Genomic DNA, 25973 nt, shown 5'->3' on the forward strand with positions numbered 1-25973 from the left:
AGTTAAGTCAACAACTTATATATACAAGTTAAACATGAAAGTTTTGCGTCGTGATTTACTGTTAAAATTCCCCTATTTTGACTTAGGACAAACAAAAAACCCCTTCCTGTACGAAAGAGGCTTACCTACGGGCGACGTCGCTAAACTGGAACTTGTCCAATCGGTGACGCGACTCCGTATATTCAAATTGTTGTCCTTCATATAAGAACGTATCGTTCGTGATGACGATGACGTATTCATAGTCATGCAAGTCGAGCCGTTTCCGGTCAAGTTCCGTCACGTCTTCAGCTGCAATCTTCCGTTTCGCATAGCTGATTTGTAGCCCAAGCTCATCTTCGATATATCCATAAATCGATCGAGCCGCAATCTCTTCTGTCAGACCGGGGACGAGATCTTTGACGAAATAGTTGATATCTAAAATAACATTCTCCCCGTCAAAGTTTCGAACCCGTTCGATGCGAAACACATGCGTCCCTGGCACTAAGTTCATCCGTTCGGCGAGCCATGTCGGGGCTTCTATCTCTTCGAACGAAGCGACGTGGGTCTGAATGGAACGACCGAGCATGCTCGCGTAGACCTCTGAAAAACTGACGATGCCGTTGAATTGAAACTCAATCTGGTCACGTTTCAACACGAACACGCCTTTTCCATGATGCTTCCGGACATACCCATTCTCCTGTAAAAGATCGAGCGCTTTCCGGACCGTCCCCCGGCTGGCCTCGAACTGATGCATCAACTCGGTTTCAGACGGAAGCTTTGAGTCAGCGGGTCTCGTGCCATTTCGCATCTCTTCTGCCAGACGCTCAAAGATTTGGCGATATTTCGCCATTTCATTCCCTCCTCCATTGAAAAAGACGACCTTAGACGGTCGTCTCTCTTACCATTCGCGACGATACCATGTGATGCCGATTGCACCAGGTCCGAGATGCGTTCCGATGACGGGACCGAAATGGCTTCCCGAGATATGTGCTTTCGGGAACTTCAGCTTCATCGAAGCGATCTCTTCCGCCTGACGCTCCGGGCAGTTGGCGTGAATGATACCAATGCAGTACCCTTCTCCATCTCCGACAATCGATTCGTCCATCATCTCTTCGATTCGGCGTACGGCCTTCTTGTATGTCCGAATCTTCTCGAACGGGACGATCAATTTATCCTGGAAATGAAGGACCGGCTTGATTTGCAAGAACGATCCGACGAGCGCTTGCGCCGCGCTCAACCGTCCACCGCGTTGTAAGTGGTCGAGGTCATCGACGACGAAGTACGCGCGAATCGAATCACGGACCGTTTCAAGTCGGGCGATGATTTCTTCTGGTGTCGCCCCGTTGTCACGGAGATGAAGGGCCTCTTCGACCATGAACGCTTGCGGCATACACGAAATCTCTGAGTCAAACGCATGAACCGTCACATCGACCATGTCATTTAGCGCGACCATCGATTGGTACGTTCCGCTGATTCCACTGGAGAGCGTGATCGCAATCACGTCCGTCACATCGTCCGGCAAGCTCTCAATCAATTCCACCGTCTCACCGATGACCGGTTGCGACGTCGTCGGCAGGTTACCCGCCTCGATACGCTCATAAAACGCCTCGGTCGACATATCAATCGATTCGCGGTACGACGCGCCATCGAAGATGACACTGAGTGGTGCGACATGGACGTCATGTCGCGCCAAAAAATCATCCGACAGATAGGCGGTACTGTCGGTTAAAATCGCAATGTTTCCCATACTATATCCTCACTTTACGTCGTTTCATTTTTCCAATTATGTTAGGATTCCATTCCATATTGTAACACAAAAACGAGGTAAAGCATCGGTGACGCTCAAATCTCGACCCAACCCCGGCGAATCGCATCCACGACGGCTTGCGTCCGGTCGTTCACGTCCATTTTACGAAGTACGGAGGAGACGTGGTTTTTGACCGTCTTCTCACTGATAAACAGCATGTCACTGATGTCTCGGTTCGAGCGACCGTCGGCGAGAAGGTGCAACACCTCGACCTCACGGCGCGACAATAATTGATAGACCGGGTCATCTGTACGGCTCTCGACGCCACGTCCCGCCTGTTCCCCTTTGAATTGTAAGAGACGGCGGTAATCCTTCAGTACGTTCGTTGTCACTTTCGGATGAAGATACGCCCCATCCTTTGCGACAGCACGGACTGCCGAGATCAATTCTGTCGATGCGACTTCTTTTAATAAGAACCCTGATGCCCCCGCTTCAAGCGCATGTGTGATATACGACTCATCATCATGGATTGACAGAATGAGGACACGTGTCTCTGGTGAAAGAAGTGACAGTTGCTTCGTCGCCTCGATTCCGTTCATGTCCGGCATGTTGATATCCATAATTAGAATTTCCGGTTTTTGCTCGCCAGCGATGCGGATTGCTTCGCGTCCCGTACGCCCTTCGGCGACAACTTTAAATTCATCCTCCAAATCAAAAATCCGCTTCAATCCCTCGCGGAACAGTTCGTGATCATCCACGATCGCAATGCGTGTCTGTGTCATTTCCATGTATGTCTTCCCCCTTGTTCTCTCACGGAATCGGAATCGACATCCGGACGACTGTCCCTTTGCCGACTTCCGAGTCGATGGTGATGCTTCCGTTCACCAATTCAATTCGTTCGCGCATTCCGACAATCCCAAACGACTCTTCGCCAATTGCGCTCGGTTCAAACCCGATGCCATAGTCGCGGACGTGGATGTGAATCACGTCGCTCGCTTGCTCGACATTGACGATGATTTCGGCTGTTTTTGCATGTTTGATCGCATTTTGTACCGATTCTTGAACGAGACGGAACACGTTAATCTCCAGCTTCTCCGGTAATCGCGCACGCGACCCTCGATAGTTGAGACGTGTCTTGATTGCCGTATACTCCTCCGTTTGATGGAGATAGCGCTCGAGCGTCGGCAAAAAGCCTAAATCATCAAGCGACATCGGACGTAAATCATAAATCAAACGACGGACGTCGACGAGCGCCCCACGAATTAGCTTTTTCAATTCATGTAATTCGGCAAATGCCTCATCTTTTCCTCGTTTATCAAATGTCTTTTCAATCAGGTCGGCCCGTATCAGAATATGAGCAAGCGATTGCGCTGGACCATCGTGCATCTCGCGGGCGAGATGGCGCCGTTCGCGCTCAGCCGCTTCGAATACGCCGATGGCCATCTCTTGTTTTTTCATCATGTCCGAATACTCTTGCTGTAAGTCATCCCGTAAAAAGTTCAAGACGACACTCACGCGACCAATCAACTTTTCGGCACGTTCGATCGTGTCCTCTAAGATGAGCAGACGACGCTCTAAGTCGTTCCGGCGTTGCTGTGCCGCCATCTCTTCTTTTTGGACAAGAAAACGTTCGAGTTGCATTTGATTTGCCCGTTCGTAGGCTTCGCGAATTTCTTGTTCGCTATGTATATGAAACTTTTTACTGACTTGAACGAGCTTGGCCTTTGCAGCTTTCACGAGTCGGTCGAGTCGATCGGACTCCTCGATGTAGAACTCGATTTTATCCGTCAATTCTTTTAACTCGTTTTGAATTGCTGAATATTCAGTTGCAGAACTTTCGGTTATACGGACAATCTCCTCTTTACTTTCCGTCACCGTTTCAATCATATTTGTTATGATATGTTCTAAAGCTGTCCGATCGGTAATATGATTCACGATGCCATCCCCTAATAGTTCGGTAGTTAATCCTCATCTATTCTTATATATCGTCCCACTCTAAAAAGGTTTACAGCGGACATGAGAGATTTTCTATAATTCCATTCGCTATAAATAGCGTATGTGCCTACTTGAATTCTAAAAAAAATATTTAAAAATAGAAAGGAGAATTTTCAGAAATGTCTATTGAGTCAAATTATACTATAAAACAAAGTGGAACATACGAAGTCGTTATCCAAAAATCAAAATTTATTGCTCATTTCAAACGTGTCGAAACAGAGGAAGAGGCGCAGGCGTTTATCCAAGCCACCAAGAAAGAGCATTGGAATGCAAACCATAACTGTTCCGCCTATATCATCGGGGAACGGAACGAGCACCAAAAAGCGAACGACGACGGTGAGCCGAGCGGTACGGCCGGCATGCCGATGCTCGAGGTGTTACGCAAACGCCACTTGAAAGATACGGTCGTCGTCGTGACACGTTATTTCGGTGGAATCAAGCTCGGTGGCGGCGGACTTATTCGTGCCTACGGTGGAACTGTAAGCGAAGGACTTGATGCAATCGGCATCGTCGAACGCCTACCGATGCAACAATTGACACTCACCGTCGACTATACATGGATTGGGAAAGTCGAAAACGAGTTGAGACAGTCTAGCTATCTGCTCGATGACATCATCTACGCGGACCTCGTCACGTTTCATGTCTCGGTACCCGTGGAAGAGACAGAGGAGGCGCTCGCTTGGCTGACAGACATGACGAACGGTCAAGGTCAGCTTCAAACTCATGGGATCCGCATCATCGAACGTGATTTCAAACGCTGAAACGCCTATACTAAAAGAAACGACTGAAATGAGGAAACAACATGAAAACACCCCCACGCAAGAAAAGATCACCTTGGAAAATTGTCCTCATCGTGTTGGGTGTCGTATTGCTCATCGGTGGTTCCGCTTTCGGCTATTTTGTCTTCAAAGCGAATGAAACCGCCGAAAACGCGAACAAGGCGTTGGAACGTGGCGACAAGTCAGAACGTCGCGACGAGACCATCGACTTGACGAAAGATCACTTTTCTGTCCTGTTAGCAGGAGTCGATGGCGGCGCCTCGCTCGAGGAAGGACGGACTGATTCGCTCATGGTCGCCACGTTCAACAAGGAATCGCGGCAAGTGACGCTCGTCAGCATCCCACGCGACTCATATGTCGACATCATCATCGACGATGAGGATCCGTTCAAAGACAAGATCAACCATGCTTACGCTTACGGAGGCATTGACACGACCATCGCGACCGTCGAGAACCTGCTCGACATCCCAATCGATTACTATGCGACCATCAACTTTGATGGAATCGAAGATTTGGTCGATGCGGTCGGTGGCGTCGAGATCGATGTCCTCATCCCCATCTCTGGAAAAGCGACCGGAAATGTCGAGCTAGAGCCTGGCGTTCAAGTTTTGAACGGAAAAGAAGCACTTGCCTATGCCCGGATGCGGAAGCAAGACCCTGCCGGCGACATCGGTCGAGCCGGTCGACAACAGCAAGTTATCGAGGCCATCATCAATGAGGCGACGACCATCAACTCGTTTACGAAGCTGAACCGGATCATGAATGCTGTCGGCGAGAACATCCGGACGAACATGACGTTGTCAGAGGCCTCACAACTTCAGCCTTACGCAAAATCGCTGAAGTCGTTCAACCGCGAAACACTTGAAGGGACGGACCTGACGCTGAACGGGGTCTACTATTATGAAATCGACCCGGCTGACCTTCGTGACGCCCAGGCCCTTCTCCAGACGGAGCTCGGCATGCCCGTTACAGCGGATGAACCATCAACTGACGAAACAGACGATACGATGACTGAGACAATCACTTACTAAAACAATAATAGCCAGTATCGCGCGGCGATACTGGCTATTTTTTAGGTTCGCGGTCGACCGAGCAGTCGTCGGGACGTGCGAATAATCGGTTTATAATTTGGATGAATCAGTTCGGTTGATTCCACGATCAATTCAATGACAATCAACACGACGATGAACGTGATGACCGCACCGAGCATCGTCGTCTTGGCGAACAAGATGGATGAGATGCCAAAGAACAAGGTCATCCCGTACATGAGCAAGACGGCTTGCCGTGTCGTGAAGCCCATATCGATCAACTGATGATGCATATGCGATTTATCCGGCGACATCGGCGGTCGCCCTTGGACGAGCCGGCGCACGATGGCGAAAATTGTATCCGAGATCGGCAACCCGAGCAAGAGGACCGGGACGACGAGCGAGAACAATGTCACGTTCTTAAACCCGATGAGCGAGAAGACGGCGAGCATGTACCCGAGGAACAGTGCTCCCGTATCGCCCATAAAGATTTTCGCCGGATAAAAATTATGAACGAGAAACCCGAGCGTACTCGCAAGAAGCAAGAGCGCCATCATCGTCAAATAGACGTTCCCTTGAATGATGGCTAACACGGCAATCGTCCCGAGAGCGATGCTCGACACACCGGCGGCGAGACCATCGAGACCGTCAATCAAGTTGATGGCATTCGTGATCCCGATCAGCCAAAGGACGGTGATCGGGATGCTCCATGACCCGAGGTAGAGTTGCTGGTCGAACGGAAGATTGATGAGTTCAATTCGCATCCCCGAGTTCAAGACAACGACCGTCGCAATCATCTGTCCCATCAACTTGACACGGGCTGATAACTGGAACCGGTCATCGATCAGTCCGGTAAGGAGAATGACGACAGCGCCAATCAAGATAGCGTCGTTATATCGACTCGTCGGAAGCAGCAAGGCGTAGCCGATGAAAAATGCGATAAAAATCGCGAGACCCCCGATTCGTGGCATCGTCCGTAAATGTACTTTTCGTGCGTTCGGATGATCGACTGCACCGATGAAAAATGCGAATCGACGAACGAGCGGTGTAATCAAGATGGCCATCACAAAACTGACCAACATGGCAATCCATAGCATGGGCCGACAGTTCCTCTCTCAAAAAAATAGACTCTGGCGAATTATATCACATTTTGAATCGAGGAGTGGATATCAGTCCGTTTACAATAAAAGCCGATGAGGCGTTCCCCATCAGCTCTGGATCATGAAAGTGTCGCTGCCACTTCTTCTGTCGGTTCGTATGTATACAAGCCGCGACCAATTTTTTTGATTTCCGGGTTGACCCCTTCAATTTTCACCATCAATTGGTAAATGTTGCTGATGTGATGACGGTAACGAAGTTCAAGTTCCATTTGAATATCACGCACGCTCATCGTCTGACGCTCTTTCAGTAAATCCGTCACTTGATGAACGTACACCTCGAGCGGATAACGCTGGTTCACACGGCGCGGACGTAGGCGTTTTGACGCATCAGTCATGGAGTCCTTATCTTCTCTATCTCGACTCAATTCCGCAATCAAATACTCGGCACGTCGTTGCAATTGGCGATACGACTCCTCAATTTCCATCAATTCTCGATAAATGTGGTCATTGACATTCGTAGATTCCATACACAAATCCCCTTCTACATCCAATTATAATTTGGAATTCCCTAATTTAAATCAGTAATTCCTAATAATCCCTCTATATCTTCTATAAAAGTGTAACGGATTTGTAATGTGTTTGTCATCTCTTTTTGGGCAATTCTGTCTATTTAGGACTTTTGACTCAAAAAAGACGACGACTGTTCGGGGCAGTCGTCGTCTCACGGAAGATGATTGTAGTCATTTACACGTGAACGCGTTCGAGGATGCGTTCAAGTGACAGTTCGTCAGTAGAAGCGACGATGAGGTCTGCATGACCAAGCATCGATTCTTCTCCGACGGCGACAGCAAACATATTTGCCGCTTTGATTGCAGTTACACCGGCAGCCGCGTCTTCAACGCCGATGGCGAGTTCGGGTTTCACGCCAAGGGCAGAAGCGGCCTTCAAAAACACTTCGGGGTGTGGTTTTGATTGGGCGACAGTTGCTGCGTCGACAATATGGTCGAAGTAATGTCGGACCCCAAGTGCGTCAACGACCGCAAATGCGTTCTTTGAAGCAGAAGCCATTCCGATTTTGAGTCCCGCCTCTTTGATTTCATCGAGGAATGAAACGATACCAGGAAGAAGATCGTCGGATGAGATATGTTGAATAAGTTCAACGTAGTGCTCGTTTTTCTTTTGTGCGAGTTCTGCTTTCTCTTCCGGTGTGAAATCGTTTTGTTTACCGCCAAGCGTAAGGATCCGCTCAAGCGACTCAGTCCGACTCACGCCTTTGAGCGTTTCGTTGAATTCGCGGTCAAATGGAATTCCGAGCTCTTCACCGAGCTGCTTCCAAGCGAGATAATGGTACTCTGCCGTGTCAGTGATGACACCGTCCAAATCGAAAATCACTGCTTCAATCGTTGACATACATGCTTTCCGCCTTTCCTTCAAATGCTTGTGTCGTCAGACTACATTTAGGGAACTTGACAAGTACCCGTCGCACGTTTGGTCAATGATGCAAACGGTTGCACTTGTTCGATTTCTATTATAATTGAAAACGTTCTCTTGATGCAACCGTTTTCGCAAAAATCAAAAAAAGAGAAGAGCATGCGCTCTCCCCTTCCTTATTACAGCTGAATACCGACCACTTTGACGTTCACAGAACGTGGTGTCATCGCAAGCATCGTGTCCATATCTTGCGTGATGCGCTCTTGGACGGCCGTCACCGTTTTGATGATCGACTGTCCGTACGCGATATAAAGCGATAGGTTGATGGTGATGCCTTCGTCCGACTCATCGACTTTCACATGTTTCATGAGCGCACGCTCTGACAATTTCGTATCTTCTTGCGTGAACGAGACGTGTTTCGTTTCTTTGACCGCGACCGCGGCGATCATTTCAACGACGTGACGTGATACGTTCACGTCGCCTTCTGTGCTGTGCATTCCATTTTCGTATGGCATAGGGTCACTTCCTTAACTCTAGTTTCGTTTCTTCTTAATAAAGTGTAGCGGAAATGAAGCGTTTAGAAAAGACTTTACCCTTTTACACCCTTCGTATTTTGGACACGCTTCACGTCAATCTCGACGAGCGGGCGCAAGAGACGGACCATCGGTGGACTGATAATCACGAGGACCATCACAAAGGCGACACCGAACAAGACGAGTAGTTGCATCCAAGATGTTGGCATGAACCCTGTCGGTATAAACGCCTTCCATGCGACGACAAAGAAGACGTGGACAAGATAGACGTACAGACTATACTGTCCGGCACGCGAGAAAATCGGGAGCTGTCGTCCCGGTATGATGAGCGCGAAACTGATTGACATGAGGAGCGACACCGTATAGACGATCAAAAAGGCGAACGGTCCGCTCCACATCGCCTCAGGGACGGCCGTGTCATAGGCGAAACGGAACTTGAACAAGTTCCCGATATGATAGAACGTATCGTCTTGCTGAACCCGCATCGAGACCAAGAGTCCCAGTGTGAGCGTGGTGAAAACAATCGCCCCGCCGATGCGATATCGATTCCGGTGTTCGGCCCGTTTTGGTAACTCAAAGAAGTTGAGCGTATTGCGCTCGGACATCCAGTTCCCGATCAAGAAGAACGGATAGAACATGATGACTTTCCGTAACGCGAAATACCCCGTCGCCTCGGCTTGGAATCCGAACAGAAGCGCAAATAATAGTGCATACAATACGTACCCTTTCAGTTGTGTCACGTACGGGGTGATGATGTACCAGAAAATGATGGCCATCAGATACCAAAGCGCCCAATACGGCTTCAACAAATTCAGACCCGGATTTTCAAGTGAGAAAATCGGAATCCCTTCTGTAAATGCGAACCATGACCCAAGGATGACCTGCCAAATGACATAGACCACGAATAACTGGATCACGCGCAAATAGCGGTTTTCCCGATAAAAGTAACCGCTCAACATGATGAACAACGGCATGTGGAAGGTATACAGGAACAGATACACCCACTTTGGTAAAATATCGTCATAAGCGCCGCGGACATCGGTCAACAAGTGTCCGAAGACGACGAGTAGGACGAGCACTCCTTTAATATTGTCATACCAATAATTTCTCATAACATTCCCTCTAGTTCTCTATGATGACTGCAATGAAGCTGACCTTCATGTTTTCACGTTCTCTTTACAGACAGAATCCATGTAGGTCTTGGAAAATCCCTCACCTATCATAAGCGATTCCTCTGCCAAGTGAAATTACGTTTCAACAAAATTTTCATGTCTTCACTGTCATCATTCCCATAATTCGAGGAATACAAGCCGAAACGTCAAAAAATCCTCACGATTCAGCATGTTGTGTGCGTATTCAAATAGACGGGATTGGGTACAGTATAGTATAGTGGTGTTACCAAATATTCAGAATATTCTAATAAAGGAGGTGGAGAGAATGGCATCGATCATCCGGAATCGACATCATATGGTGCATGACCCAAAACGTTCATTCTCTAACTTCGGATTCTGGTGGTTCGTCAGCGTCTTTTCCGTCGGATTGCTCCTTGTCGCCTTCGAGTCCGTCCGCAACGGGTTCTCTGCCATTCATCCTGTCTTATCTAGCATGGCTTTCCTCGGTCTCACGTTCGTGCTCGGTGTCTGCGCTAAACTGGCTCGTGACGTCTGGTGGCTCAACTACTTGCTCGAGCGCACCCAAAACCGCTACTTATATATCGGTGGCGACACGCTCCAAAGTTGGCAGTATACGCTCGACTCGATTTGGTTGCTCACGCGCACCTCACAAAAAAAGCTCGGCCGATTGTATATCCAAATCGACCGAACTGTGCGTGCTGAGGAAGCGAAACGTTTATTCGCCGCCTATTTGATTGACCGAGGGGTCCTCGTCGTCTATTCTCGTCCGAACAAACCGAAAAAAATGGCTTGAATGAATCAGTCGAGGTATGCGGCAATCCATGTCCGTGCTGCCTCGACTTCTTCCATGCGAAGTTCATGTCCTCCCGAGTGATAGAAGAGCTCGACGTCCGCTCCCGCGTTTCGGAGTGTCGACGTCAGCTCTTCTGTTTCTGTTTTCGGGCAAATCGGGTCGCGTTCGCCAGCCGAGATGAACACGTTCGTTCCTGACAAGTCAGGTAGCGTCAATGAACGGTCCGGTACCATCGGGTGGAATAGGAGTGAAGCAGTGAACGCCGGATGACGGTAAAGTGCCGACCCGATCAAATTCGCCCCGTTCGAATAGCCGAGCGGGATCATCTTGTCTCGGTCGATACCATACGTTGTCGCCGCTTCATCTAAAAACTGAAGGAAGCGCTCTGTCTGTTTCTTTAAATCTTCAAGGTCGAGCACCCCTTCCGCGTGGCGACGGAAGAAACGGGACATCCCGTTTTCAATGACATCCCCTCGAAGCGTTAAAATGTTCGCTTCGGTCGATAGTTCTTTCGCGAGCGGAATCAAATCCTGCTCGGTCCCTCCAGTTCCGTGTAATAAAACGAGTGTCGTCTCTTTTGTACCTTGAATGAATTGATGAATCATATGCGTTCTCCTCTCGGTATCGTGATTGCTGGTAGTGTGCGGACGATTTTATCTCGGTTCGCTTCGAGCCATGGTGGCAAGCGCAACGTCTCACCGAGCGTGTCAACGGATTCGTCCACAGTGAATCCAGGTACGTCTGTCGCGAGTTCGTGCAGGATACGTCCGGCATCATGGAAATAGACGGAGCGGAAATAATTTCGTTCTTTCACTTCGGTCGGTCTTAACCCAAGGTCAAAGATGGCGTCTTGCCAGGTCGGATAATGGTCTCCGTCGGTAACGCGCCACGCGATGTGATGAACCGTTCCCGTTCCAGGGACCCCGTTTGGTAAAATCGTTTTCTTCACATCGATGACGTTCCCGTAATCTGCTGACCCTTTCAAACGGATCCACTCTTCATCCTCTGCGACCCGTTCAAAGCCGAACAGTTCCGTCAACAAGCGCACGGTTTCGTCCGGTGCTTTCGACAACAAAGTCGCTCCGGCGAATCCGACAATTGCTTCATGTTCTGTTATACCGGGGATGACCCAGCGTGTCTGTTTAGAGCTCGGTCGGGCGACGAGTTCGACGACGAGTCCGTCCGGGTCTTCAAATAAAAGTGATGCCTCGCTGAACCGTTCAGTGGCGACGGTCGCGATGCCGTGCTGTTGTAGTCTTTCTTCCCAGAACGGTAAACTTCCTGCCGGTACGAGATAAGTCGTCACGCCAACCTGTCCGCTCCCGACCTGCCCTTTCCCTAAGCCCGGGATTGGAAAGAACGTGATCACCGTCCCTGGTGTCCCGACTTCGTCCCCAAAATAGAGATGATACGTACCAGGGTCATCAAAGTTAACGGTCTGTTTCACGAAGCGGAGACCGAGCACCTGTCCATAAAAATCTAGCGTACGTTGCGGGTCTTGCACCATCGACGAAATGTGATGGATTCCCGTAGACTGCGTTTTCATTGTCATCCTCCTTTTATTATCTTGATTTCAAGATAAATCATTTACCAGAAAAAGTGAAACTTTTTGCTCAAGGTGGCGTACGATAGAAGAAGAGACATTCTAAGGAGGTAATAGAATATGGCATTACATATCGAACGCGTCACCAAGGAGTTTGGTGACTTCAAAGCTGTCGACGACCTCACGTTCCGCGTCCCACAAGGGGAAATGTTTGGTTTGCTCGGTGCAAACGGTGCTGGAAAGACTACGACGTTCCGGATGATCCTCGACATCTTGAAGCCGACCGATGGGAGTATCACGTGGAACGGTAAAGCGGTCGACCATCGCATCGTCGGCTATTTGCCCGAGGAACGTGGCCTGTATCCCAAATCCCAAGTGCGTGAACAGCTCGTCTTTCTCGCAAGCCTAAAGGGCATGCGCGGGAGCGATGCCAAACGCGCGGTCAAGTCATGGCTCGAACGCCTTGAAATTCCTCAATATGAAACGATGCGCGTCGAGCAGCTATCAAAAGGGAATCAACAGAAGATTCAGCTCGTCGCCGCCCTGCTCCATAACCCGGAACTCATCATCTTAGACGAACCGTTCAGCGGCCTCGACCCGGTTAACGTTGAAATCCTGAAGCGTGAAGTTCTCGCGTTGCGTGACGCCGGGACGACCATCGTCTTCTCGAGTCATCGAATGGAGCATGTCGAAGAATTGTGTCAACACGTCGGTATCTTGAAAGGTGGCCGTGCCGTCGTGAGCGGTGATGTCCCAACAATCAAATCACGCTACGAGGAGCCTGCCCTCTTTATTGAAACGGACCAGATCCACATTCTTGAGTCGCTCCCAGTCGTGGAGACAATCGAGCCTTACAAATCCGGTCATCTAGTACGCTTACATTCTTTCGAAGATAGTGACGCCGTCCTGTCGGCACTCGTCCGTCATCAGGCGAACGTGAAGACGTTCATGCGCCAACCGGTATCGCTCAATGACATCTTCATCAAGGAGGTCGGTCAACATGTTTCATAACTTTGGACCGCTTTATGCGTTCACACTCAAATCGAGAATTCGTTCAAAAGCATTCCTCATCTCGACGGCGTTAACCATCCTGTTCATCTTCGGGTTTACGAACATCGACCGCATCATGTCTACGTTTGAGGATTCCGAGCAAGCGAGCGCACTCGTCGTGTCTGAGAACAAAGAAATCGTCGACACGATGAAATCACTCGGCTATGAAGACGTCGCCTCTAGCGAAATTACGGAAGAAGAGGCACGGACCGGCATCAACGACGGAGAGTATGGGGTCGTCGCTTTTGTTGACGGCTATGATGCTCGCGTTATCTCCGAACGCCCGGAGCAGGAGTTCACGACCCTCTTGCAAACATCCTTACAACAGTTGCGCAATGCGGAATTGATTGAATCGTCCGATGTCGACCCGACCGTCATCGCTGCCCTCAGCGAACCGATCCAACTCGACGAGTCCTATCTCGGACGCGGTGGAGAGAACTCGGATGAGCTCCTCTCGTCTTCGGCGCTCGTTTACGTCATGTTGATGCTCCTGTACATTTCGATCATCACGTACGGATCGATGATTTCAACAGAAGTGACGACGGAGAAGTCATCGCGTGTCATGGAGCTCATCATCTCGACGACTCATCCGGTGACCCATATGCTTGCGAAAGTGACCGCTATCGGGACACTCGCCCTCATCCAAATCGGAATCTTCCTTGGGTTTGGTTATGTAAGTGCGAGTGGTAGCGAACTGGCGACGACGGTCATCGAGAACGCCGGCAACGCACGGGCTGTCATCTATCTACTCGTCTTCTTCTTGCTCGGGTACTTGTTGTACGCCTCACTCTTCGCTGTCCTCGGTTCACTTGTCAGCCGTGTCGAAGAGTCACAACAAATGGTCATGCCGGTCATCATGCTCCTCGTCGCTGCGTTTTTAGTCGCGATGTTTGGATTGAACAACCCGGATGCGACCATCGTGACCATTCTCTCGTTCGTCCCGTTCTTCGCTCCGATGCTCATGTTCCTTCGCGTCATGCTCGTCGATGTGGCCGTATGGGAAGTGGCGCTTTCGATTGGGTTACTCATCGGAACGATTGGTATCACACTGTGGATTGGCTCGAAATTCTATCGTGGCGGCGTCTTGTTTTATGGAACAAACGCTATTAAACAATGGCGACAAATATTACAAAACCGTCAATAACGTTTACAGCAAATTCGTTTTCGTTTACTCTAAAGAATGTGCAAAATGAGGAGGAAAACGAACTATGCGATCACGATTACTCGCAGCCTTAATCTTTACGTTTATGACGACGCTCACGACGTTCATCTGTTATACCGTCTTCTTAGACGCGGATGCGTTATGGCAAATTCTGCTTGCCTATGCAGGCAGTGCGTTCATCGGAACGCTCGCGTTTTGGTATCCGGTCAGCAGACGCTCTCAAACGTCCCGCTTCGGTGGCGCATGGATCGGCATCATGATTACTGCAACGACACTCATTGGCTTCACCGTCATCCGCTTCACATTCCGCGGGGACGCAGCAGCATTGCTCGACTGGCAAACGATGCTGGCGAGTCTTGCCTACACATTCGGTTATGTCGGATGGGTGCTCACAATCTTGAATATCGTGCTCGGCTTCTTACTCGCCGGCACACGTCCAAAAGTACGCTACGAAGCGCGTCCGATGCGCTGATTGAAGTGACCAGGGGATTCTCCTGGTCACTTTTTTGTGCACAAAAAAACCGTAGAATGCTCCACGGTCATTGCAATTTATACGATTTATCCACGACACCATACTCCGCGTACTGGAATGAGTTGTCTGCGAATTGGTCTGGGACAAGCCGTTCCACATAGCGTGCGAACGGGACGATGTGACGCGTCGTGTCATGTGACCGTCCGAGATCAAGCACCGCATCGACGAGCGCTTCGAGTGCATGGTGTGACGTCGGTTCCTCGTCTTCTTTGAAAATGCGATGTAACTCCTCTTCGTGCATCAAGTCAAAGATGCGCATCCGCTCTTCGAGTTGCCGTTGCATTTCTTCGACGGACTTCCCGTGCATCGCTTCTTCATAGGCGAGCTTCATCTGTTCGAGTTCCGGCACTTTTCCTCGCATGAGTACTTTGAGCGACTCTCCCGTCCAAATATGGCGGGCCAAATAGTTCGGGTCGATTTGCAAAGCGTCTGCGAGCGCCTCTATGTAAGGCATGGTCGGATAGACCTCACTCAGTTCGGTACGTCGGATAAAGTACGGTGCGACACCAATCTGTTCTGCAAGCGTCTCAATCGACAATCCTGCCCGTTCCCGTAATATTCGAATCCGATCCCCGTATCCCCGGTATGGTGCATTTTTTCCATCCATCTCAATTCCCCCTTCCCTCTCTTCATTATAATTCCCGCATTCGCAAAAAAATACTCGGAAGCCTAAGCTCCCGAGTCATGGGTCGTCTTCTTATTTCTTTGTCAACTCGACGACTTCCGAAGATCCAGCTGTCACCGTGTCGCCTTCTGCGACAAGTTTGTTCACGCCGAAGCTGTCGTGGTTCGTGATGATGATCGGAGTAATCGTCGATGGCGCGTTCGCTTTGATGAAATCGAGGTCGAACGTGACGAGTGGGTCGCCTGCTTTGACAGATTGACCTTCTGTAACGTGTGTCTCGAAGCCTTCACCTTTAAGGTTTACCGTATCCAAACCGATGTGAATCAAGTATTCCGCACCGTTGTCCGCGTTGATACCGATCGCGTGTTTTGTTGGGAATACTGTCGCGATTGTTCCGCTAACCGGTGATACGACTTTTCCTTCTGTCGGCTCGATTGCGATCCCGTCACCCATCATTTTTTGTGAGAATACTTGGTCCGGTACGTTCGTGATGTCGACGACCTTTCCTGTAAGCGGTGAAACCGCGTTGAGTTGTTCTTCTTTACCACCAAAAAGTTTTTTAAAGAATCCCATAGCTTAATCCCTCCAACATGTTCTATTGAATCGAAGTCTTCACTTTTATACCCGAAAAGCTAATACTTCAATCCCTACCCTATTAACGGTATAGTTGTAATAAGGTAGTGCGAAATCGTTTTACACATCGTAAGAATACGAGTGTGCAATCGCTTTTGCAAGCCCTTTTTACACTTTGTAAAAATTTCACACGATGGAGGCGCTTACAATGACGACTTTCACAAAATTGTCATATGAACGGCCCGACTTGGACGCTTTAAACAGCAGATTGTCGGACTATTCTGCCGAATTACAGCAAGCCAGCACACTCGAGGAAGCGAACGAACTCATTCGCCAAATCAACAAAGAACGGAACGACTTTGAGACACAAAGTCAACTCGTCGCGATCCGACATTCGGTCGACACACGCGATTCATTTTACGAAGAAGAACAGGCATTCTTTGACGACGCACTTCCGGTCTATGAGAAGGAGATTCAAGCGTACTATCGCGTCTTGACGAACCACGAGCTTCGCACTGAACTCGAAGCGGAATGGGGCAGCCAACTGTTCTCTCTCGCCGAGCGCGCACTTGAAACGTTCGAGGAGTCACTCATCCCGAAACTGCAGGAAGAAAACCGCCTCGCGACAGCTTATCAAAAGGTCATGTCCGCTGCGCAAATCGAGTTTGACGGCAAGACACTCAACTTGTCACAGTTCGGCCCATATCTTCAATCACCAGACCGTGATGTCCGAAAAGCCGCATCTGTCGCCCGCTATACATACCTTTCTGATAACGGCGATGAGCTCGACCGCATTTATGGGGAACTCGTACGCGTCCGTACGGAAATCGCTCACGCCCTTGGCTTCCCGTCGTTCGTCGAACTCGGTTATGCACGGATGCAGCGTGTCGGTTATGACGAGTCGATGGTCGACAACTTCCGGAAACAAGTCCGTGACGTCATCGTCCCGCTCGCTTCTGCTTTGAAAGAAAAGCAGGCGAAACGAATCGGTGTCGACCACCTCTATTACTATGACGAGTCGTTCGTCTTCCCAGACGGAAACGCGACACCGCAAGGCGATGAGTCGTTCATCATCGAAGGCGGAAACAAAATGTATCGTGAACTCTCAAATGAGACGGACGAGTTCTTCCAGTACATGCAGGAACGCGGCGCCCTCGACTTGACGGCGAAACCAGGGAAATCTGGCGGCGGATACTGCACGTACTTACCGTCTGAAGGACTTCCGTTCATCTTCTCGAACTTCAACGGGACGGCAGGCGACATCGATGTTCTCACGCACGAAGTCGGTCATGCCTTCCAAGTGTATGAAAGCCGTCATTTGACGACACCGGAATACGCCTTCCCGACTTATGAGGCGTGTGAGATCCACTCGATGTCGATGGAATTCTTCTGTTGGCCATGGATGGAGCTCTTCTTCGGCGACCAAGTCGACAAGTATAAGTTCAATCACTTGGCAGGTAGCATGACGTTCCTTCCGTATGGCGTGCTCGTCGATGAGTTCCAACACGTCGTCTACCGCAACCCAGAGATGACAGCTGCCGAGCGTCGTCAGGCGTGGCGCGATTTGGAGAAGGTCTATCTCCCGCACCGTGATTATGAGACGAACGACTATCTTGAATCGGGCGCATGGTGGCACCAACAAGGTCACATCTTCCAAAGCCCGTTCTACTATATCGACTATACGCTCGCACAAGTATGTGCATTCCAGTTCTGGGTGCGCATGCATGAAGACCGCGAAGCGGCATGGAGCGATTACCTCACGCTCTGTCAGGCAGGCGGAAGCCGTTCGTTCCTCGAACTCGTCGAACTGGCAGGTCTCAAATCACCATTCGCAGACGGCGTGTTGAAAGAAACGATTGATCAAATCGAAGACTATCTCTTGAAACATCCGCTCGCGAACTAACGAGTAAGACCATCGACAAAAATCGATGGTCTTTTAGTTTGGATTGATTTCATTCTGGAGTTCGAAAGGCAAGTCCTCCAAATCGATTTGACGGCTGTCGAACAAATTGAACTGTTGCAGGCGACTTTCGAGATAGTCTTGTAAAATGCGCGCTGCCTGTTCGCCGGATAATCCGTTCAGATCCGGTACTTGTGTCACGGACAATTCAATCGCATGTAGCCCATAGTCCGGCAGGCGCGATTCAATCTCCGTAAGTTCTTCATTGGTCAGTCGTTTCCCCGTCGTCGTAACGAGAAGCAAATCATCATCTTCCTGATAGTCCTGACTGATAATGATGGCGTCTGAAAACTCTTCTTCGATGAAATTGTTTATTCCCGTCCGGACGATGCTGTCTTGAACGAGCGTCGCGGCCGAGAAGATACTTGGGACGACGATAAAGACAGACAAGGCAATGAGAAGTCGATTGATTTTTTTATGGTTCGCGTCTTGCTTCGTCAACACTTGTGAGATACCCATGAACTTGACTCCGATGAACGTCGCAATGACGATGAACGCGCAGTTGATAACGAACAGATAACTCGACCCGATCAAATAATCGACGTTCCACGTCGCAATCGAATAGCCGACCGTACAGAGCGGGGGCATCAAGGCGGTCGCGATGGCGACACCTGGGACGATGTTATTGCTCATCTTCTTTTGCGCCCCGATGATGCCGGCGGTCCCCCCAGCGAAAGCGATGATGACATCCCAAATCGTCGGCTCCGTTCGGGCAATGATTTCATTACTCGCATAGGTAATTGGCGAGATAGCGAAATAAATGGTCGCGACGGTGAGACTGACCGCGACTTGGACCAGAAGTAAACGCACTCCCGCTCGAAGAAGTTTCATGTCATAGAGCGACAAGGCGAGACCGATACTCAAGATAGGCGTCATGAGCGGCGAAATCAACATCGCCCCGATAATGATGGGAATGGAATTCATATTCAATCCGATTGACGCGATAAAGATGGAGCACATCAAAATGACGGAATCACTCGGCCGTACTTTTAAATTCGAGTACATCTTGTCTTTGAATTCTTCAGCGGTGTACGTCTGTTCCATATAGAGTTCAGCTCCCTTGTCGTATCGATGTCATCTACACAAGCAAATCCTTCCTTTATTTACCCGAAAAAAGTGAACTAGAATCGATATGTATATTTCAAGTTTCCGCCTCTAAGCCCAACATCGCCCCTATATATTGTGATGCTGTCGTGAACGTGATAAAAGCACATAACTCGCTAATTTCTGATTCCGAAAACGTTTCTTTTAACACCTCAATGATAGAAGCTGATACTGTTCCTTTCATTTTTATGAATACTTCTGCAAACCCTACAGCAACCGTTACCTGTTCATCGAATTGAACTTGATCTGGTTTTCCCTTTGCTCGGCAATATTCACATCCATTTTGTTGCGCAAGTGTTCGACGGACTTGTTCTTTCAATTTGGGAGAAAGTTGACCAGCATTATTCAATGAATCCCCTAGTTTTGACCAATTTTCTTGAATTTCGATATTATGACCAAGTAAACGTTCAAACTTTGTCCCTCCATGCTCTGCTAACTTAATTCTTGGCATTTCCTTCACCTCCTGTACTTATATGATAAAAGGTCTTTTCATCCAACTCCATTTCATCCACAATCAAAATGTACCTATAAACATTCAATAAATAACGAAATGAGGCAAAATACCTGTCATGCTAAAAATCGATGAAATTGATCACAGACTTATCTATGAATTAGAACAAGACAGCCGTCTTTCCATGAGTGAGCTCGGACGACGTATTAAACTTTCCGCTCCTTCCGTTAACGAGCGGGTTCGACGACTAGAATCATTTGGAGTCATTAAACAATACTCGCTCGAACTTGACTATGAAAAGCTAGGGCTTCCAATTCAATGTATAGTCGAGGCAACAGTGAAGAATGGACAATACGAAGCATTTCTTCATTATTTGAAACAGCAGCCTACTGTTTCATTTTGTTATCGCATATCAGGTGATGCCTGTTACCTTATCAAAATACAGTTCTCATCTTTTTCTGCGGCTGAATCATTTATTGATGAAGTTATTCCGTATGCTCAAACAAAAACACAATTCATCTTTTCAGAAATTGACATTCAGTCAAAGTGAACATGCAAAAGGACTGGCGAAATTACCAGTCCTTTATCGTTTCAAATCACATCTAGCGGTTGTTTCGTTGTCGGTGGCGGGAACGCCTCATCGAGCGAAGCAAAATCTTCCTCACTCATGTCGAGCAAGAGCGCTGCCGCATTCTCCTCGACATGCTCGGCCTGCCCGGCTTTCGGGATGGCGATGACGTGTCCGCTCCGGATCGTCCAAGCAAGTAAGACTTGCGCGACTGAGGCACTATACGACTCCGCGATCCGATTGATCGTTTCGTTATTGAAGACCTCTTCTTTCACGTCACTTCCTTCAGCGAGTGGAGCGTATGCCATGACAGGAATCCCTTGTTCTTTTAGATAAGGAAGGAGGTCGTACTCAATCCCGCGACTGCCAAGATGATAGAGCACTTGATTGACCGCGCACTTGTCTCCATTCGGTAGCGACAGCAATTCCTTCATATCGTCCACGTCGAAGTTCGAGACTCCCCATGCCCGAATCTTTCCGTCCGCTTTAAGCTGTTCCATCCCTTGAATCGTCTCCTCGAGCGGGGCATCGCCTCGCCAATGGAGTAAGTAAAGATCCAGGTAGTCCGTCCCGAGTCGTTCGAGCGACGCATCACATGCGCTGACGAGTTTGTCGCCATACGCATTGTATGGATACACTTTCGAGACGAGAAAGACATCTTCGCGTCGGTCTTGGATTGCTTCCCCTACCAACTTCTCAGACTCCCCTTCCCCATACATTTCCGCCGTGTCGATGACATGGAGTCCGCAGTCGATTCCTGTCCGAAGTGCCTCAACCTCGGCATCATGCTTCGATTTGTCTTCCCCCATGCGCCATGTACCTTGTCCGAGTGCGCGCATCTCGCGCCCGTCTTTCAATTTGACGACGTTTTGCTTCAAAGCTGCAAGTAATAAAGAATGTGGTAGTCGTTGATTCATAACGTTTCCTCCTTTGTCCATGCTTCATGTAGTGGACCCGTCGTCCCGAAGACGGGGTCAAACTTCGGTTTTTCGACTTGTTCGATTCGCTTTACGTTGTCCGGTCGTTCTTCGGTCTTTCCTGTCAACGTGTCATAGTCACGACCGTCCGGGTATGCCCCGACCACTTGAAAATCTTCGCTCGCCTCGATGCGACGATGTCCCGTTCCCGCCGGTAAGACGAGGACATCACCTAGGCGGACGCGGACGAGGTCACCGTTCGTCCCTCCGAGTTGAAGCGTCGCTTCACCTTGTAATATGCCCAATACTTCATGCGTGTTGCTGTGATAGTGATGATAGTCGAACACCCCGTTCACCCAACTGTTCGTCCATTCATTATGGGCAAACGTCTCTCGCATCCCGCTCGGGTCATCAAAGACGCCACGATAGAGGAGCGCCGGATAATCCGGATGGTTGGGAATGGAGCCGTCATCTGTAAACAAAAAAGTTTTCACGTCCATCCTAATTCCCTCCTTGTCTCTGTCCCTGTACCCGACTTGTCACTACGAAAAACGGTCGTCCGTATTGGACGACCGTGATGGTTATGAAATGACCTCTTCACCGGACTGATCGATATGGCACTCGCCCCAGGCGCACATGGCGTCCAAGATTGGCTTGAGTGACCATCCGTACTCTGAGAGTGAGTAAATGACTTTCGGCGGAACTTGCTCGAACACCGTACGAACGACGACACCATCCGCTTCGAGCTCACGCAATTGTTGGGTGAGCATTTTTTGCGTGATGTTCGGCATGAGTTTACGCAGTTCACTCGTCCGTCGCTCCCCTTTAATCAAGTGACACATGATGACGACTTTCCACTTACCGCCGATGACGTCAAGTGTCGCTTCGACCGGAATATTATATGGCATTTCGTTTCCTCCATTTCTTACATAGGCACTTTTTGGTGCCTACCGCACTAAAAAGTACGTACTTCTCAAACTGTTTTCATGCACTTATGATAGCAACTGTAGCAAATCTATACAAGTTCATTTCGCTTGTAACATCCCCTTGAGACGGTAAGGTACTTTTTCGACCGTACTGAACAATAGAGGAAAGTGAGATGTCTTTGCTATCCGGAGACGAAGGGCCCTCGTCTTCCACACTATTCATTTATTTTAGGAGGAACTACTCATGAATCAACCGTACACACAACCTGTCGAAGAACAGGCACCTAAAAATGGAGGGTTGGCATTACTCGCCCTCGCGATCAGCGCTTTCGGCATCGGAACGACCGAGTTCGTCCCGGTCGGTCTCCTCGCATCGATCGCAAGTGATTTAAACATCGGCATCACTCTCGCGGGTCTCATTATCTCGGGTTACGCGATCGGCGTAGCCGTCGGTGCACCGATTTTGACGGCACTGACGAACCGGATGAACCGCAAGACGTTACTCATGGCACTCATGGTCGTCTTCATCGGCGGAAACTTGGTCTCGGCCATGTCGACCACCTTTGAACTTTTGATTGTCGCCCGATTTATCACCGCATTCTCGCATGGTGTCTTCTTCTCCATCGGGGCAACGATTGCTGTTCAACTCGTATCACCACATAAAAAAGCGAGTGCCATCGCACTCATGTTCACTGGTTTAACTGTCGCAACCGTTACAGGAGTCCCACTCGGTACTTTCATCGGACAAGCGTTCGGATGGCGCGCCACATTCTTCGCCGTCGCAGCACTCGGTGTCATTTCAATCATCGCAAGTTTCTTCTTGATTCCAAAAGATTTGAAACAGTCACCACCAGCGAAGTTCTCAGATATGAAGAAACTGCTCACAAACGGTCGTCTCATGCTCGGATTCTTGATTACAGCACTCGGTTACGGCGGAACGTTCGTCGCCTTCACGTACTTGACACCCATCATGCAAGACGTGACAAAGATCAGCCCGAGCTTGATCAGTGTCGTCTTACTCGTTTACGGAATCGCAGTCGCCATCGGGAACGCGGTCGGTGGAAAGTTCGCCAACGAAAATCCAGCGAAAGCATTGTTCTATATGTTCATCGTTCACGCAGCGGTCATGATCATCATGTCGTTCATGATTCCGTTCAAAGTGGCAGGTCTGGTCGCCATCGTCTTGATGGGACTCCTCGCCTTCATGAACGTGCCTGGACTTCAACTGTATATCGTACAATTGGCTGAAAAATATGTACCTGCCGCTGTCGATGTCGCGTCCGCACTCAACATCGCGGCCTTCAACATCGGGATCGCCCTCGGCGCAACAATCGGTGGACTCGTCGCCGATTCAATCGGACTTGTGCATACCCCTTGGGTCGGTGGGATCATGGTCATCATCGCCGTCATCTTGACAGCCATCTCACGTCGTGTGGAAGCCAACTAAGGAGGAACTTATGTTCAACAATCATAAAAGCTACAACCGGATGTACCGGGAGGGCGAGCTCACGCTCGGCCTCCACATTCCTTTAGAGAATTTTAAAATGCGTACCCCGACCCTTGAGCGTCAAGTCGAGCTTGCCCAAAAGGCAGACGATTACGGCTTCACAGCTCTTTGGTTACGGGATGTCCTACTAAAAGACCCGAACTTTTTAGACCCGGCTGTCGGTCAAATTTACGATATGCTAATCTACGGAACACATTTACTTGGTCAAACGAAAAACATTGCGCTCGGTACGTCCGCGCTCGTCTTGCCACTCCGTCACCCCCTTCGTTCGGCGAAGGAAGTCGCAACGATTGAAGCATTATTCCCAGAACGATTGATTCTCGGGATCTCTTCAGGTGACCGTCGTGCCGATTTCAAAGGGCTCGGAGTCGATTACTCGACACGTGGCGACCAGTTCAAAGAATCACTTCGTGTCATAGAGCAGGCGCTCTATAACAACTACCCAACTATTGAATCACCTTATGGGGAGGTCGAACAGGCAACGCTCGTGCCACGTCCGAAGAAGCGGATCCCGACGATGATCACCGGGTTCGCACAACAAGACATGGACTGGCTTGGGGCGAACGGAGACGGGTGGATGTACTACCCGCAGGCACCTTTCGCACAACAGCAAGTGCTAGACGCGTGGCGTGCGAGCGGTGAAGCGCATGGTCGTGCCTTCCGTCCCTTCTCGATGCCGATGCATCTTGATTTGACGCACGACCCAGACGAGCCACCGACACCGATTCGTCTCGGATTCCGACTCGGTCGCAACCACTTGATCAAGTTGCTTGAAGCGTATCGTGCCATCGGCGTGAACCACCTCTTCTTCGCTCTCTTCGACGGAGAACGTCCAGCCGAAGAAGTCATCGATGAATTAGGTGAATATGTACTTCCACATTTTCCACCACTTGATTGAGGTTTGCCCTACTCCTATTTTTAAAAACGAAGCTGAAAGAAACGTAAAACAAGCCAGAACCGTAAGTCGGTTCTGGCTTGTTCATTATCGGACTTCATTCTCCAATTGTTTCAACTTTGTCGAGTAATACTCGATGATGTCACGGCGTCGGATGATGCCGATGAAATACTTCCCATCATCGACGACCGGCACGAAGTTTTGGTCCGTGATCGCATCGACGAGCTCTTCAATTTGTGCCGTAATCGAGACCGGCTTATAGCGAACGCGTTGCTTGATGTCTTTTAGACGTGTCCGGAGCACTTTTTCATAGTCTTCTTCCCCGCGAAGCTGTTCTGCGAGTGCCCAGAGTAAATCCCCCTCTGTCATCGTCCCGGCGTAAAATCCGTTCTCCGAAACGAGTGGGACAGACGTGAATCGATGATGCTTCATCTTTTCAAGTGCTTGTCGTACCGTTGATTCGGGGTCCAAATATTTGACGTCTTCTTTCGGATATAAAAAGAAAGCGATATTCATTTAAATCTCTCCTCAATCTGTTAATCCACCCCGCTATTGTACCATGAATGGTAGGACAGGTTGAACTAAATCCATGTTCTAATCTAGTTTCATCCCCCTTTCTCCAAAACAACACAAAAAAACATCGTGACTCTAGTCACAGCGATGTTTCAGTGATTCAAAAAATGGAAGGGAACTCCAATTGAATTATACCCGTTTTTGTTGGTTCTTACCCTTATCGACATACAAAAAGCCCCCGATTCGGAGGCCATCGATTATTGAACAAACTGCAACAACGTATCGTTAAATTTCTCTCGTTCATCCAGCACCGTACCGTGTCCACTCTCTTCAAAGCGCTCGATTCGCGCGTTCGAGATGCCTTGTTCCATCTGCTCGGCGAATGCGAAAGGACAGATCTTGTCATGCACCCCATGGATGATCAACGTCTCGACATCAATTTTCGGCAAGGCATCTCGCAAATCTTCGTCACGTAACGCCTGTGCCGAGGCAATCGTCCCATGGCTCGACGCGACGAGCGCGAGATGGTGGAACCAGTTTTGCATCGGTTTCGAATGTTCTTTCTCGAAGAAGATTTCTCCGAACCCTTCGAGCATCTTCGGTCGGTCGGCCCGTGTATCGTCAATCAACGCGTCGACTTCGTCCGTTGTCATTCCATATGGATAATCTGCACGCTGTGTGAAGATTGGTGCCGCAGCTCCGGCCAAGACCAATTTGTTGAGTCCATCCTCTTTATAGTCGGCTGCGTAGCGAACTGCAATCGCCCCACCCATTGAAAAACCGACGAGCGTGAAGTTTTTTAAGCCAAGTCCGTAGACGACCATATGCACATCAGACGCCATTGTCTCATAGTCATAACCTGTCGCCGGGGCATCAGATTTCCCGTATCCTCTGAAATCAATGCCGATGTAGCGATATCCCGCTTCGACGAGCGCATTCTTCTGATACTCGAACATATTGTTGTTTGCTGGCCAGCCGTGCAAGAAGACAATCGGTTCCCCAAACCCGACATCCTCTACGTATAGATTTGTACCGTCATGTGCTGTAATATATCCCATCATCCAACCTCCACAGTCATTATTTAGCGAAAACACTCACAACCTCATTATTCCCTATTCCGACTTCGAGA

30 protein-coding genes are annotated in these 25973 nt (G+C 49.3%); 10 read left to right on the top strand and 20 right to left on the bottom strand.

Annotated elements, in window-relative coordinates; all coding sequences use genetic code 11:
* Nucleotides 1-121: 121 nt before the first annotated feature.
* The 4 genes from treR to Q9R25_RS07320 form a co-directional block, all read right to left on the bottom strand.
* Complete coding sequence (gene treR / locus Q9R25_RS07305) at nucleotides 122-829, bottom strand: trehalose operon repressor (protein WP_215243751.1); 708 nt, start codon at nucleotides 827-829, stop codon at nucleotides 122-124.
* Between the two features lie 48 nt (nucleotides 830-877).
* Nucleotides 878-1726: a DegV family protein gene (locus Q9R25_RS07310; protein WP_215243750.1), complete on the bottom strand. Its 849-nt coding sequence runs from the start codon at nucleotides 1724-1726 to the stop codon at nucleotides 878-880.
* Nucleotides 1727-1821: 95 nt separating this feature from the next.
* Nucleotides 1822-2514, bottom strand: a complete 693-nt coding sequence (locus Q9R25_RS07315) for a response regulator transcription factor (protein ID WP_159562679.1) — start codon at nucleotides 2512-2514, stop codon at nucleotides 1822-1824.
* Nucleotides 2515-2536: 22 nt separating this feature from the next.
* Nucleotides 2537-3661, bottom strand: a complete 1125-nt coding sequence (locus tag Q9R25_RS07320; protein WP_196431028.1) for a sensor histidine kinase — start codon at nucleotides 3659-3661, stop codon at nucleotides 2537-2539.
* Between the two features lie 179 nt (nucleotides 3662-3840).
* Here Q9R25_RS07320 and Q9R25_RS07325 point away from each other — a divergent pair, with 179 nt between their 5' ends.
* Both Q9R25_RS07325 and Q9R25_RS07330 read left to right on the top strand, forming a co-directional pair.
* The gene (locus Q9R25_RS07325) at nucleotides 3841-4482 is read left to right on the top strand and encodes a YigZ family protein (protein ID WP_215243749.1); all 642 of its coding nucleotides are present in this window, start codon (nucleotides 3841-3843) and stop codon (nucleotides 4480-4482) included.
* A 41-nt stretch (nucleotides 4483-4523) separates the two neighbouring features.
* Nucleotides 4524-5531 (top strand): LCP family protein, encoded by a 1008-nt coding sequence (locus tag Q9R25_RS07330; RefSeq protein WP_159562681.1) that lies wholly within the window; start codon nucleotides 4524-4526, stop codon nucleotides 5529-5531.
* Between the two features lie 41 nt (nucleotides 5532-5572).
* On the opposite strand, the gene Q9R25_RS07335 is transcribed toward Q9R25_RS07330, so the two are convergent.
* The 5 genes from Q9R25_RS07335 to Q9R25_RS07355 form a co-directional block, all read right to left on the bottom strand.
* Nucleotides 5573-6625, bottom strand: a complete 1053-nt coding sequence (locus tag Q9R25_RS07335) for a glycosyltransferase family 4 protein (RefSeq protein ID WP_012726994.1) — start codon at nucleotides 6623-6625, stop codon at nucleotides 5573-5575.
* 122 nt (nucleotides 6626-6747) lie between these two features.
* Nucleotides 6748-7155 (bottom strand): Rok-like winged helix domain-containing protein, encoded by a 408-nt coding sequence (locus Q9R25_RS07340; protein ID WP_074036184.1) that lies wholly within the window; start codon nucleotides 7153-7155, stop codon nucleotides 6748-6750.
* A 217-nt stretch (nucleotides 7156-7372) separates the two neighbouring features.
* Nucleotides 7373-8038, bottom strand: a complete 666-nt coding sequence (gene pgmB, locus Q9R25_RS07345; protein WP_074036182.1) for a beta-phosphoglucomutase — start codon at nucleotides 8036-8038, stop codon at nucleotides 7373-7375.
* A 200-nt stretch (nucleotides 8039-8238) separates the two neighbouring features.
* The gene (locus Q9R25_RS07350; RefSeq protein ID WP_012726997.1) at nucleotides 8239-8574 is read right to left on the bottom strand and encodes an Asp23/Gls24 family envelope stress response protein; all 336 of its coding nucleotides are present in this window, start codon (nucleotides 8572-8574) and stop codon (nucleotides 8239-8241) included.
* 74 nt (nucleotides 8575-8648) lie between these two features.
* Nucleotides 8649-9704: an acyltransferase family protein gene (locus Q9R25_RS07355; RefSeq protein ID WP_311282960.1), complete on the bottom strand. Its 1056-nt coding sequence runs from the start codon at nucleotides 9702-9704 to the stop codon at nucleotides 8649-8651.
* 325 nt (nucleotides 9705-10029) lie between these two features.
* On the opposite strand from Q9R25_RS07355, the gene Q9R25_RS07360 reads away from it, so the two are divergent.
* Nucleotides 10030-10518, top strand: coding sequence for a hypothetical protein (locus Q9R25_RS07360; protein ID WP_012726999.1), 489 nt, complete (start codon nucleotides 10030-10032; stop codon nucleotides 10516-10518).
* A gap of 5 nt (nucleotides 10519-10523) precedes the next feature.
* Here the strand turns inward: Q9R25_RS07360 and Q9R25_RS07365 are convergent, their stop codons facing one another.
* Together Q9R25_RS07365 and Q9R25_RS07370 are read right to left on the bottom strand one after the other, a co-directional pair.
* Entirely contained in the window at nucleotides 10524-11123 is a 600-nt protein-coding gene (locus tag Q9R25_RS07365) for an alpha/beta hydrolase (protein WP_214758384.1), read from the bottom strand.
* Complete coding sequence (locus Q9R25_RS07370; RefSeq protein ID WP_311282961.1) at nucleotides 11120-12064, bottom strand: ring-cleaving dioxygenase; 945 nt, start codon at nucleotides 12062-12064, stop codon at nucleotides 11120-11122. Before Q9R25_RS07370 ends, Q9R25_RS07365 begins: the two co-directional genes overlap by 4 nt.
* A 117-nt stretch (nucleotides 12065-12181) precedes the next feature.
* Here Q9R25_RS07370 and Q9R25_RS07375 point away from each other — a divergent pair, with 117 nt between their 5' ends.
* The 3 genes from Q9R25_RS07375 to Q9R25_RS07385 all read left to right on the top strand — a co-directional run bounded on the left by Q9R25_RS07375 (nucleotide 12182) and on the right by Q9R25_RS07385 (nucleotide 14745).
* Complete coding sequence (locus Q9R25_RS07375; RefSeq protein WP_311282962.1) at nucleotides 12182-13072, top strand: ABC transporter ATP-binding protein; 891 nt, start codon at nucleotides 12182-12184, stop codon at nucleotides 13070-13072.
* Entirely contained in the window at nucleotides 13062-14255 is a 1194-nt protein-coding gene (locus Q9R25_RS07380; RefSeq protein ID WP_214690617.1) for an ABC transporter permease, read from the top strand. Before Q9R25_RS07375 ends, Q9R25_RS07380 begins: the two co-directional genes overlap by 11 nt.
* Before the next feature lie 64 nt (nucleotides 14256-14319).
* A complete protein-coding gene (locus tag Q9R25_RS07385; RefSeq protein WP_214690616.1) occupies nucleotides 14320-14745 on the top strand; it encodes a hypothetical protein in 426 nt (141 codons plus the stop codon).
* A gap of 67 nt (nucleotides 14746-14812) precedes the next feature.
* Here the strand turns inward: Q9R25_RS07385 and Q9R25_RS07390 are convergent, their stop codons facing one another.
* Together Q9R25_RS07390 and Q9R25_RS07395 are read right to left on the bottom strand one after the other, a co-directional pair.
* The gene (locus Q9R25_RS07390) at nucleotides 14813-15412 is read right to left on the bottom strand and encodes a helix-turn-helix domain-containing protein (RefSeq protein WP_047795040.1); all 600 of its coding nucleotides are present in this window, start codon (nucleotides 15410-15412) and stop codon (nucleotides 14813-14815) included.
* Between the two features lie 90 nt (nucleotides 15413-15502).
* Nucleotides 15503-16003: a PTS sugar transporter subunit IIA gene (locus Q9R25_RS07395; protein WP_012727005.1), complete on the bottom strand. Its 501-nt coding sequence runs from the start codon at nucleotides 16001-16003 to the stop codon at nucleotides 15503-15505.
* 208 nt (nucleotides 16004-16211) lie between these two features.
* On the opposite strand from Q9R25_RS07395, the gene Q9R25_RS07400 reads away from it, so the two are divergent.
* A complete protein-coding gene (locus Q9R25_RS07400; protein ID WP_031422757.1) occupies nucleotides 16212-17906 on the top strand; it encodes a M3 family oligoendopeptidase in 1695 nt (564 codons plus the stop codon).
* Between the two features lie 33 nt (nucleotides 17907-17939).
* Here the strand turns inward: Q9R25_RS07400 and Q9R25_RS07405 are convergent, their stop codons facing one another.
* Both Q9R25_RS07405 and Q9R25_RS07410 read right to left on the bottom strand, forming a co-directional pair.
* Nucleotides 17940-19007 (bottom strand): DUF389 domain-containing protein, encoded by a 1068-nt coding sequence (locus Q9R25_RS07405; protein ID WP_311282963.1) that lies wholly within the window; start codon nucleotides 19005-19007, stop codon nucleotides 17940-17942.
* Between the two features lie 97 nt (nucleotides 19008-19104).
* Nucleotides 19105-19518, bottom strand: a complete 414-nt coding sequence (locus Q9R25_RS07410) for a carboxymuconolactone decarboxylase family protein (protein WP_214690613.1) — start codon at nucleotides 19516-19518, stop codon at nucleotides 19105-19107.
* Between the two features lie 118 nt (nucleotides 19519-19636).
* On the opposite strand from Q9R25_RS07410, the gene Q9R25_RS07415 reads away from it, so the two are divergent.
* Nucleotides 19637-20068, top strand: coding sequence for an Lrp/AsnC family transcriptional regulator (locus tag Q9R25_RS07415; RefSeq protein ID WP_047795035.1), 432 nt, complete (start codon nucleotides 19637-19639; stop codon nucleotides 20066-20068).
* 41 nt (nucleotides 20069-20109) lie between these two features.
* Here the strand turns inward: Q9R25_RS07415 and Q9R25_RS07420 are convergent, their stop codons facing one another.
* The 3 genes from Q9R25_RS07420 to Q9R25_RS07430 all read right to left on the bottom strand — a co-directional run bounded on the left by Q9R25_RS07420 (nucleotide 20110) and on the right by Q9R25_RS07430 (nucleotide 21911).
* Complete coding sequence (locus tag Q9R25_RS07420) at nucleotides 20110-21003, bottom strand: aldo/keto reductase (RefSeq protein WP_311282964.1); 894 nt, start codon at nucleotides 21001-21003, stop codon at nucleotides 20110-20112.
* Nucleotides 21000-21503 (bottom strand): cupin domain-containing protein, encoded by a 504-nt coding sequence (locus Q9R25_RS07425; protein ID WP_074036164.1) that lies wholly within the window; start codon nucleotides 21501-21503, stop codon nucleotides 21000-21002. The genes Q9R25_RS07420 and Q9R25_RS07425 overlap by 4 nt, the downstream gene beginning before the upstream one ends.
* A gap of 81 nt (nucleotides 21504-21584) precedes the next feature.
* Nucleotides 21585-21911 (bottom strand): winged helix-turn-helix transcriptional regulator, encoded by a 327-nt coding sequence (locus Q9R25_RS07430; protein WP_078147375.1) that lies wholly within the window; start codon nucleotides 21909-21911, stop codon nucleotides 21585-21587.
* A 262-nt stretch (nucleotides 21912-22173) separates the two neighbouring features.
* Here Q9R25_RS07430 and Q9R25_RS07435 point away from each other — a divergent pair, with 262 nt between their 5' ends.
* Complete coding sequence (locus tag Q9R25_RS07435; RefSeq protein WP_311282965.1) at nucleotides 22174-23376, top strand: MFS transporter; 1203 nt, start codon at nucleotides 22174-22176, stop codon at nucleotides 23374-23376.
* Between the two features lie 10 nt (nucleotides 23377-23386).
* Nucleotides 23387-24334: an LLM class oxidoreductase gene (locus Q9R25_RS07440; protein ID WP_311282966.1), complete on the top strand. Its 948-nt coding sequence runs from the start codon at nucleotides 23387-23389 to the stop codon at nucleotides 24332-24334.
* Between the two features lie 84 nt (nucleotides 24335-24418).
* Here the strand turns inward: Q9R25_RS07440 and Q9R25_RS07445 are convergent, their stop codons facing one another.
* The gene (locus tag Q9R25_RS07445) at nucleotides 24419-24847 is read right to left on the bottom strand and encodes a CBS domain-containing protein (protein WP_012727014.1); all 429 of its coding nucleotides are present in this window, start codon (nucleotides 24845-24847) and stop codon (nucleotides 24419-24421) included.
* Nucleotides 24848-25101: 254 nt separating this feature from the next.
* Nucleotides 25102-25905 carry an alpha/beta fold hydrolase gene (locus tag Q9R25_RS07450; RefSeq protein ID WP_214690610.1) on the bottom strand — a complete coding sequence of 268 codons (804 nt, stop codon included), beginning with the start codon at nucleotides 25903-25905 and terminating at the stop codon, nucleotides 25102-25104.
* Between the last annotated feature and the right edge of the window lie 68 nt (nucleotides 25906-25973).

The sequence above is a fragment of the Exiguobacterium sp. BG5(2022) genome (genome assembly GCF_031844365.1).
Taxonomy (GTDB): domain Bacteria; phylum Bacillota; class Bacilli; order Exiguobacteriales; family Exiguobacteriaceae; genus Exiguobacterium; species Exiguobacterium profundum.

Excerpts from the sequence above, each read along its gene's own strand:
- Q9R25_RS07425 (WP_074036164.1), bottom strand. The coding sequence starts at position 21,503 with ATGGACGTGAAAACTTTTTTGTTTACAGATGACGGCTCCATTCCCAAC.
- Q9R25_RS07380 (WP_214690617.1), top strand. The coding sequence starts at position 13,062 with ATGTTTCATAACTTTGGACCGCTTTATGCGTTCACACTCAAATCGAGA.
- Q9R25_RS07370 (WP_311282961.1), bottom strand. The coding sequence starts at position 12,064 with ATGAAAACGCAGTCTACGGGAATCCATCACATTTCGTCGATGGTGCAA.
- Q9R25_RS07410 (WP_214690613.1), bottom strand. The coding sequence starts at position 19,518 with ATGCCAAGAATTAAGTTAGCAGAGCATGGAGGGACAAAGTTTGAACGT.
- Q9R25_RS07385 (WP_214690616.1), top strand. The coding sequence starts at position 14,320 with ATGCGATCACGATTACTCGCAGCCTTAATCTTTACGTTTATGACGACG.
- Q9R25_RS07440 (WP_311282966.1), top strand. The coding sequence starts at position 23,387 with ATGTTCAACAATCATAAAAGCTACAACCGGATGTACCGGGAGGGCGAG.
- Q9R25_RS07340 (WP_074036184.1), bottom strand. The coding sequence starts at position 7,155 with ATGGAATCTACGAATGTCAATGACCACATTTATCGAGAATTGATGGAA.
- Q9R25_RS07395 (WP_012727005.1), bottom strand. The coding sequence starts at position 16,003 with ATGGGATTCTTTAAAAAACTTTTTGGTGGTAAAGAAGAACAACTCAAC.
- Q9R25_RS07365 (WP_214758384.1), bottom strand. The coding sequence starts at position 11,123 with ATGATTCATCAATTCATTCAAGGTACAAAAGAGACGACACTCGTTTTA.
- Q9R25_RS07330 (WP_159562681.1), top strand. The coding sequence starts at position 4,524 with ATGAAAACACCCCCACGCAAGAAAAGATCACCTTGGAAAATTGTCCTC.
- Q9R25_RS07375 (WP_311282962.1), top strand. The coding sequence starts at position 12,182 with ATGGCATTACATATCGAACGCGTCACCAAGGAGTTTGGTGACTTCAAA.
- Q9R25_RS07325 (WP_215243749.1), top strand. The coding sequence starts at position 3,841 with ATGTCTATTGAGTCAAATTATACTATAAAACAAAGTGGAACATACGAA.
- Q9R25_RS07315 (WP_159562679.1), bottom strand. The coding sequence starts at position 2,514 with ATGGAAATGACACAGACACGCATTGCGATCGTGGATGATCACGAACTG.
- Q9R25_RS07390 (WP_047795040.1), bottom strand. The coding sequence starts at position 15,412 with ATGGATGGAAAAAATGCACCATACCGGGGATACGGGGATCGGATTCGA.
- pgmB (WP_074036182.1), bottom strand. The coding sequence starts at position 8,038 with ATGTCAACGATTGAAGCAGTGATTTTCGATTTGGACGGTGTCATCACT.
- Q9R25_RS07335 (WP_012726994.1), bottom strand. The coding sequence starts at position 6,625 with ATGCTATGGATTGCCATGTTGGTCAGTTTTGTGATGGCCATCTTGATT.
- Q9R25_RS07445 (WP_012727014.1), bottom strand. The coding sequence starts at position 24,847 with ATGAATATCGCTTTCTTTTTATATCCGAAAGAAGACGTCAAATATTTG.
- Q9R25_RS07350 (WP_012726997.1), bottom strand. The coding sequence starts at position 8,574 with ATGCCATACGAAAATGGAATGCACAGCACAGAAGGCGACGTGAACGTA.
- Q9R25_RS07450 (WP_214690610.1), bottom strand. The coding sequence starts at position 25,905 with ATGATGGGATATATTACAGCACATGACGGTACAAATCTATACGTAGAG.
- Q9R25_RS07360 (WP_012726999.1), top strand. The coding sequence starts at position 10,030 with ATGGCATCGATCATCCGGAATCGACATCATATGGTGCATGACCCAAAA.
- Q9R25_RS07310 (WP_215243750.1), bottom strand. The coding sequence starts at position 1,726 with ATGGGAAACATTGCGATTTTAACCGACAGTACCGCCTATCTGTCGGAT.
- Q9R25_RS07420 (WP_311282964.1), bottom strand. The coding sequence starts at position 21,003 with ATGAATCAACGACTACCACATTCTTTATTACTTGCAGCTTTGAAGCAA.
- Q9R25_RS07355 (WP_311282960.1), bottom strand. The coding sequence starts at position 9,704 with ATGAGAAATTATTGGTATGACAATATTAAAGGAGTGCTCGTCCTACTC.
- Q9R25_RS07415 (WP_047795035.1), top strand. The coding sequence starts at position 19,637 with ATGCTAAAAATCGATGAAATTGATCACAGACTTATCTATGAATTAGAA.
- Q9R25_RS07400 (WP_031422757.1), top strand. The coding sequence starts at position 16,212 with ATGACGACTTTCACAAAATTGTCATATGAACGGCCCGACTTGGACGCT.
- Q9R25_RS07435 (WP_311282965.1), top strand. The coding sequence starts at position 22,174 with ATGAATCAACCGTACACACAACCTGTCGAAGAACAGGCACCTAAAAAT.
- treR (WP_215243751.1), bottom strand. The coding sequence starts at position 829 with ATGGCGAAATATCGCCAAATCTTTGAGCGTCTGGCAGAAGAGATGCGA.
- Q9R25_RS07405 (WP_311282963.1), bottom strand. The coding sequence starts at position 19,007 with ATGGAACAGACGTACACCGCTGAAGAATTCAAAGACAAGATGTACTCG.
- Q9R25_RS07430 (WP_078147375.1), bottom strand. The coding sequence starts at position 21,911 with ATGCCATATAATATTCCGGTCGAAGCGACACTTGACGTCATCGGCGGT.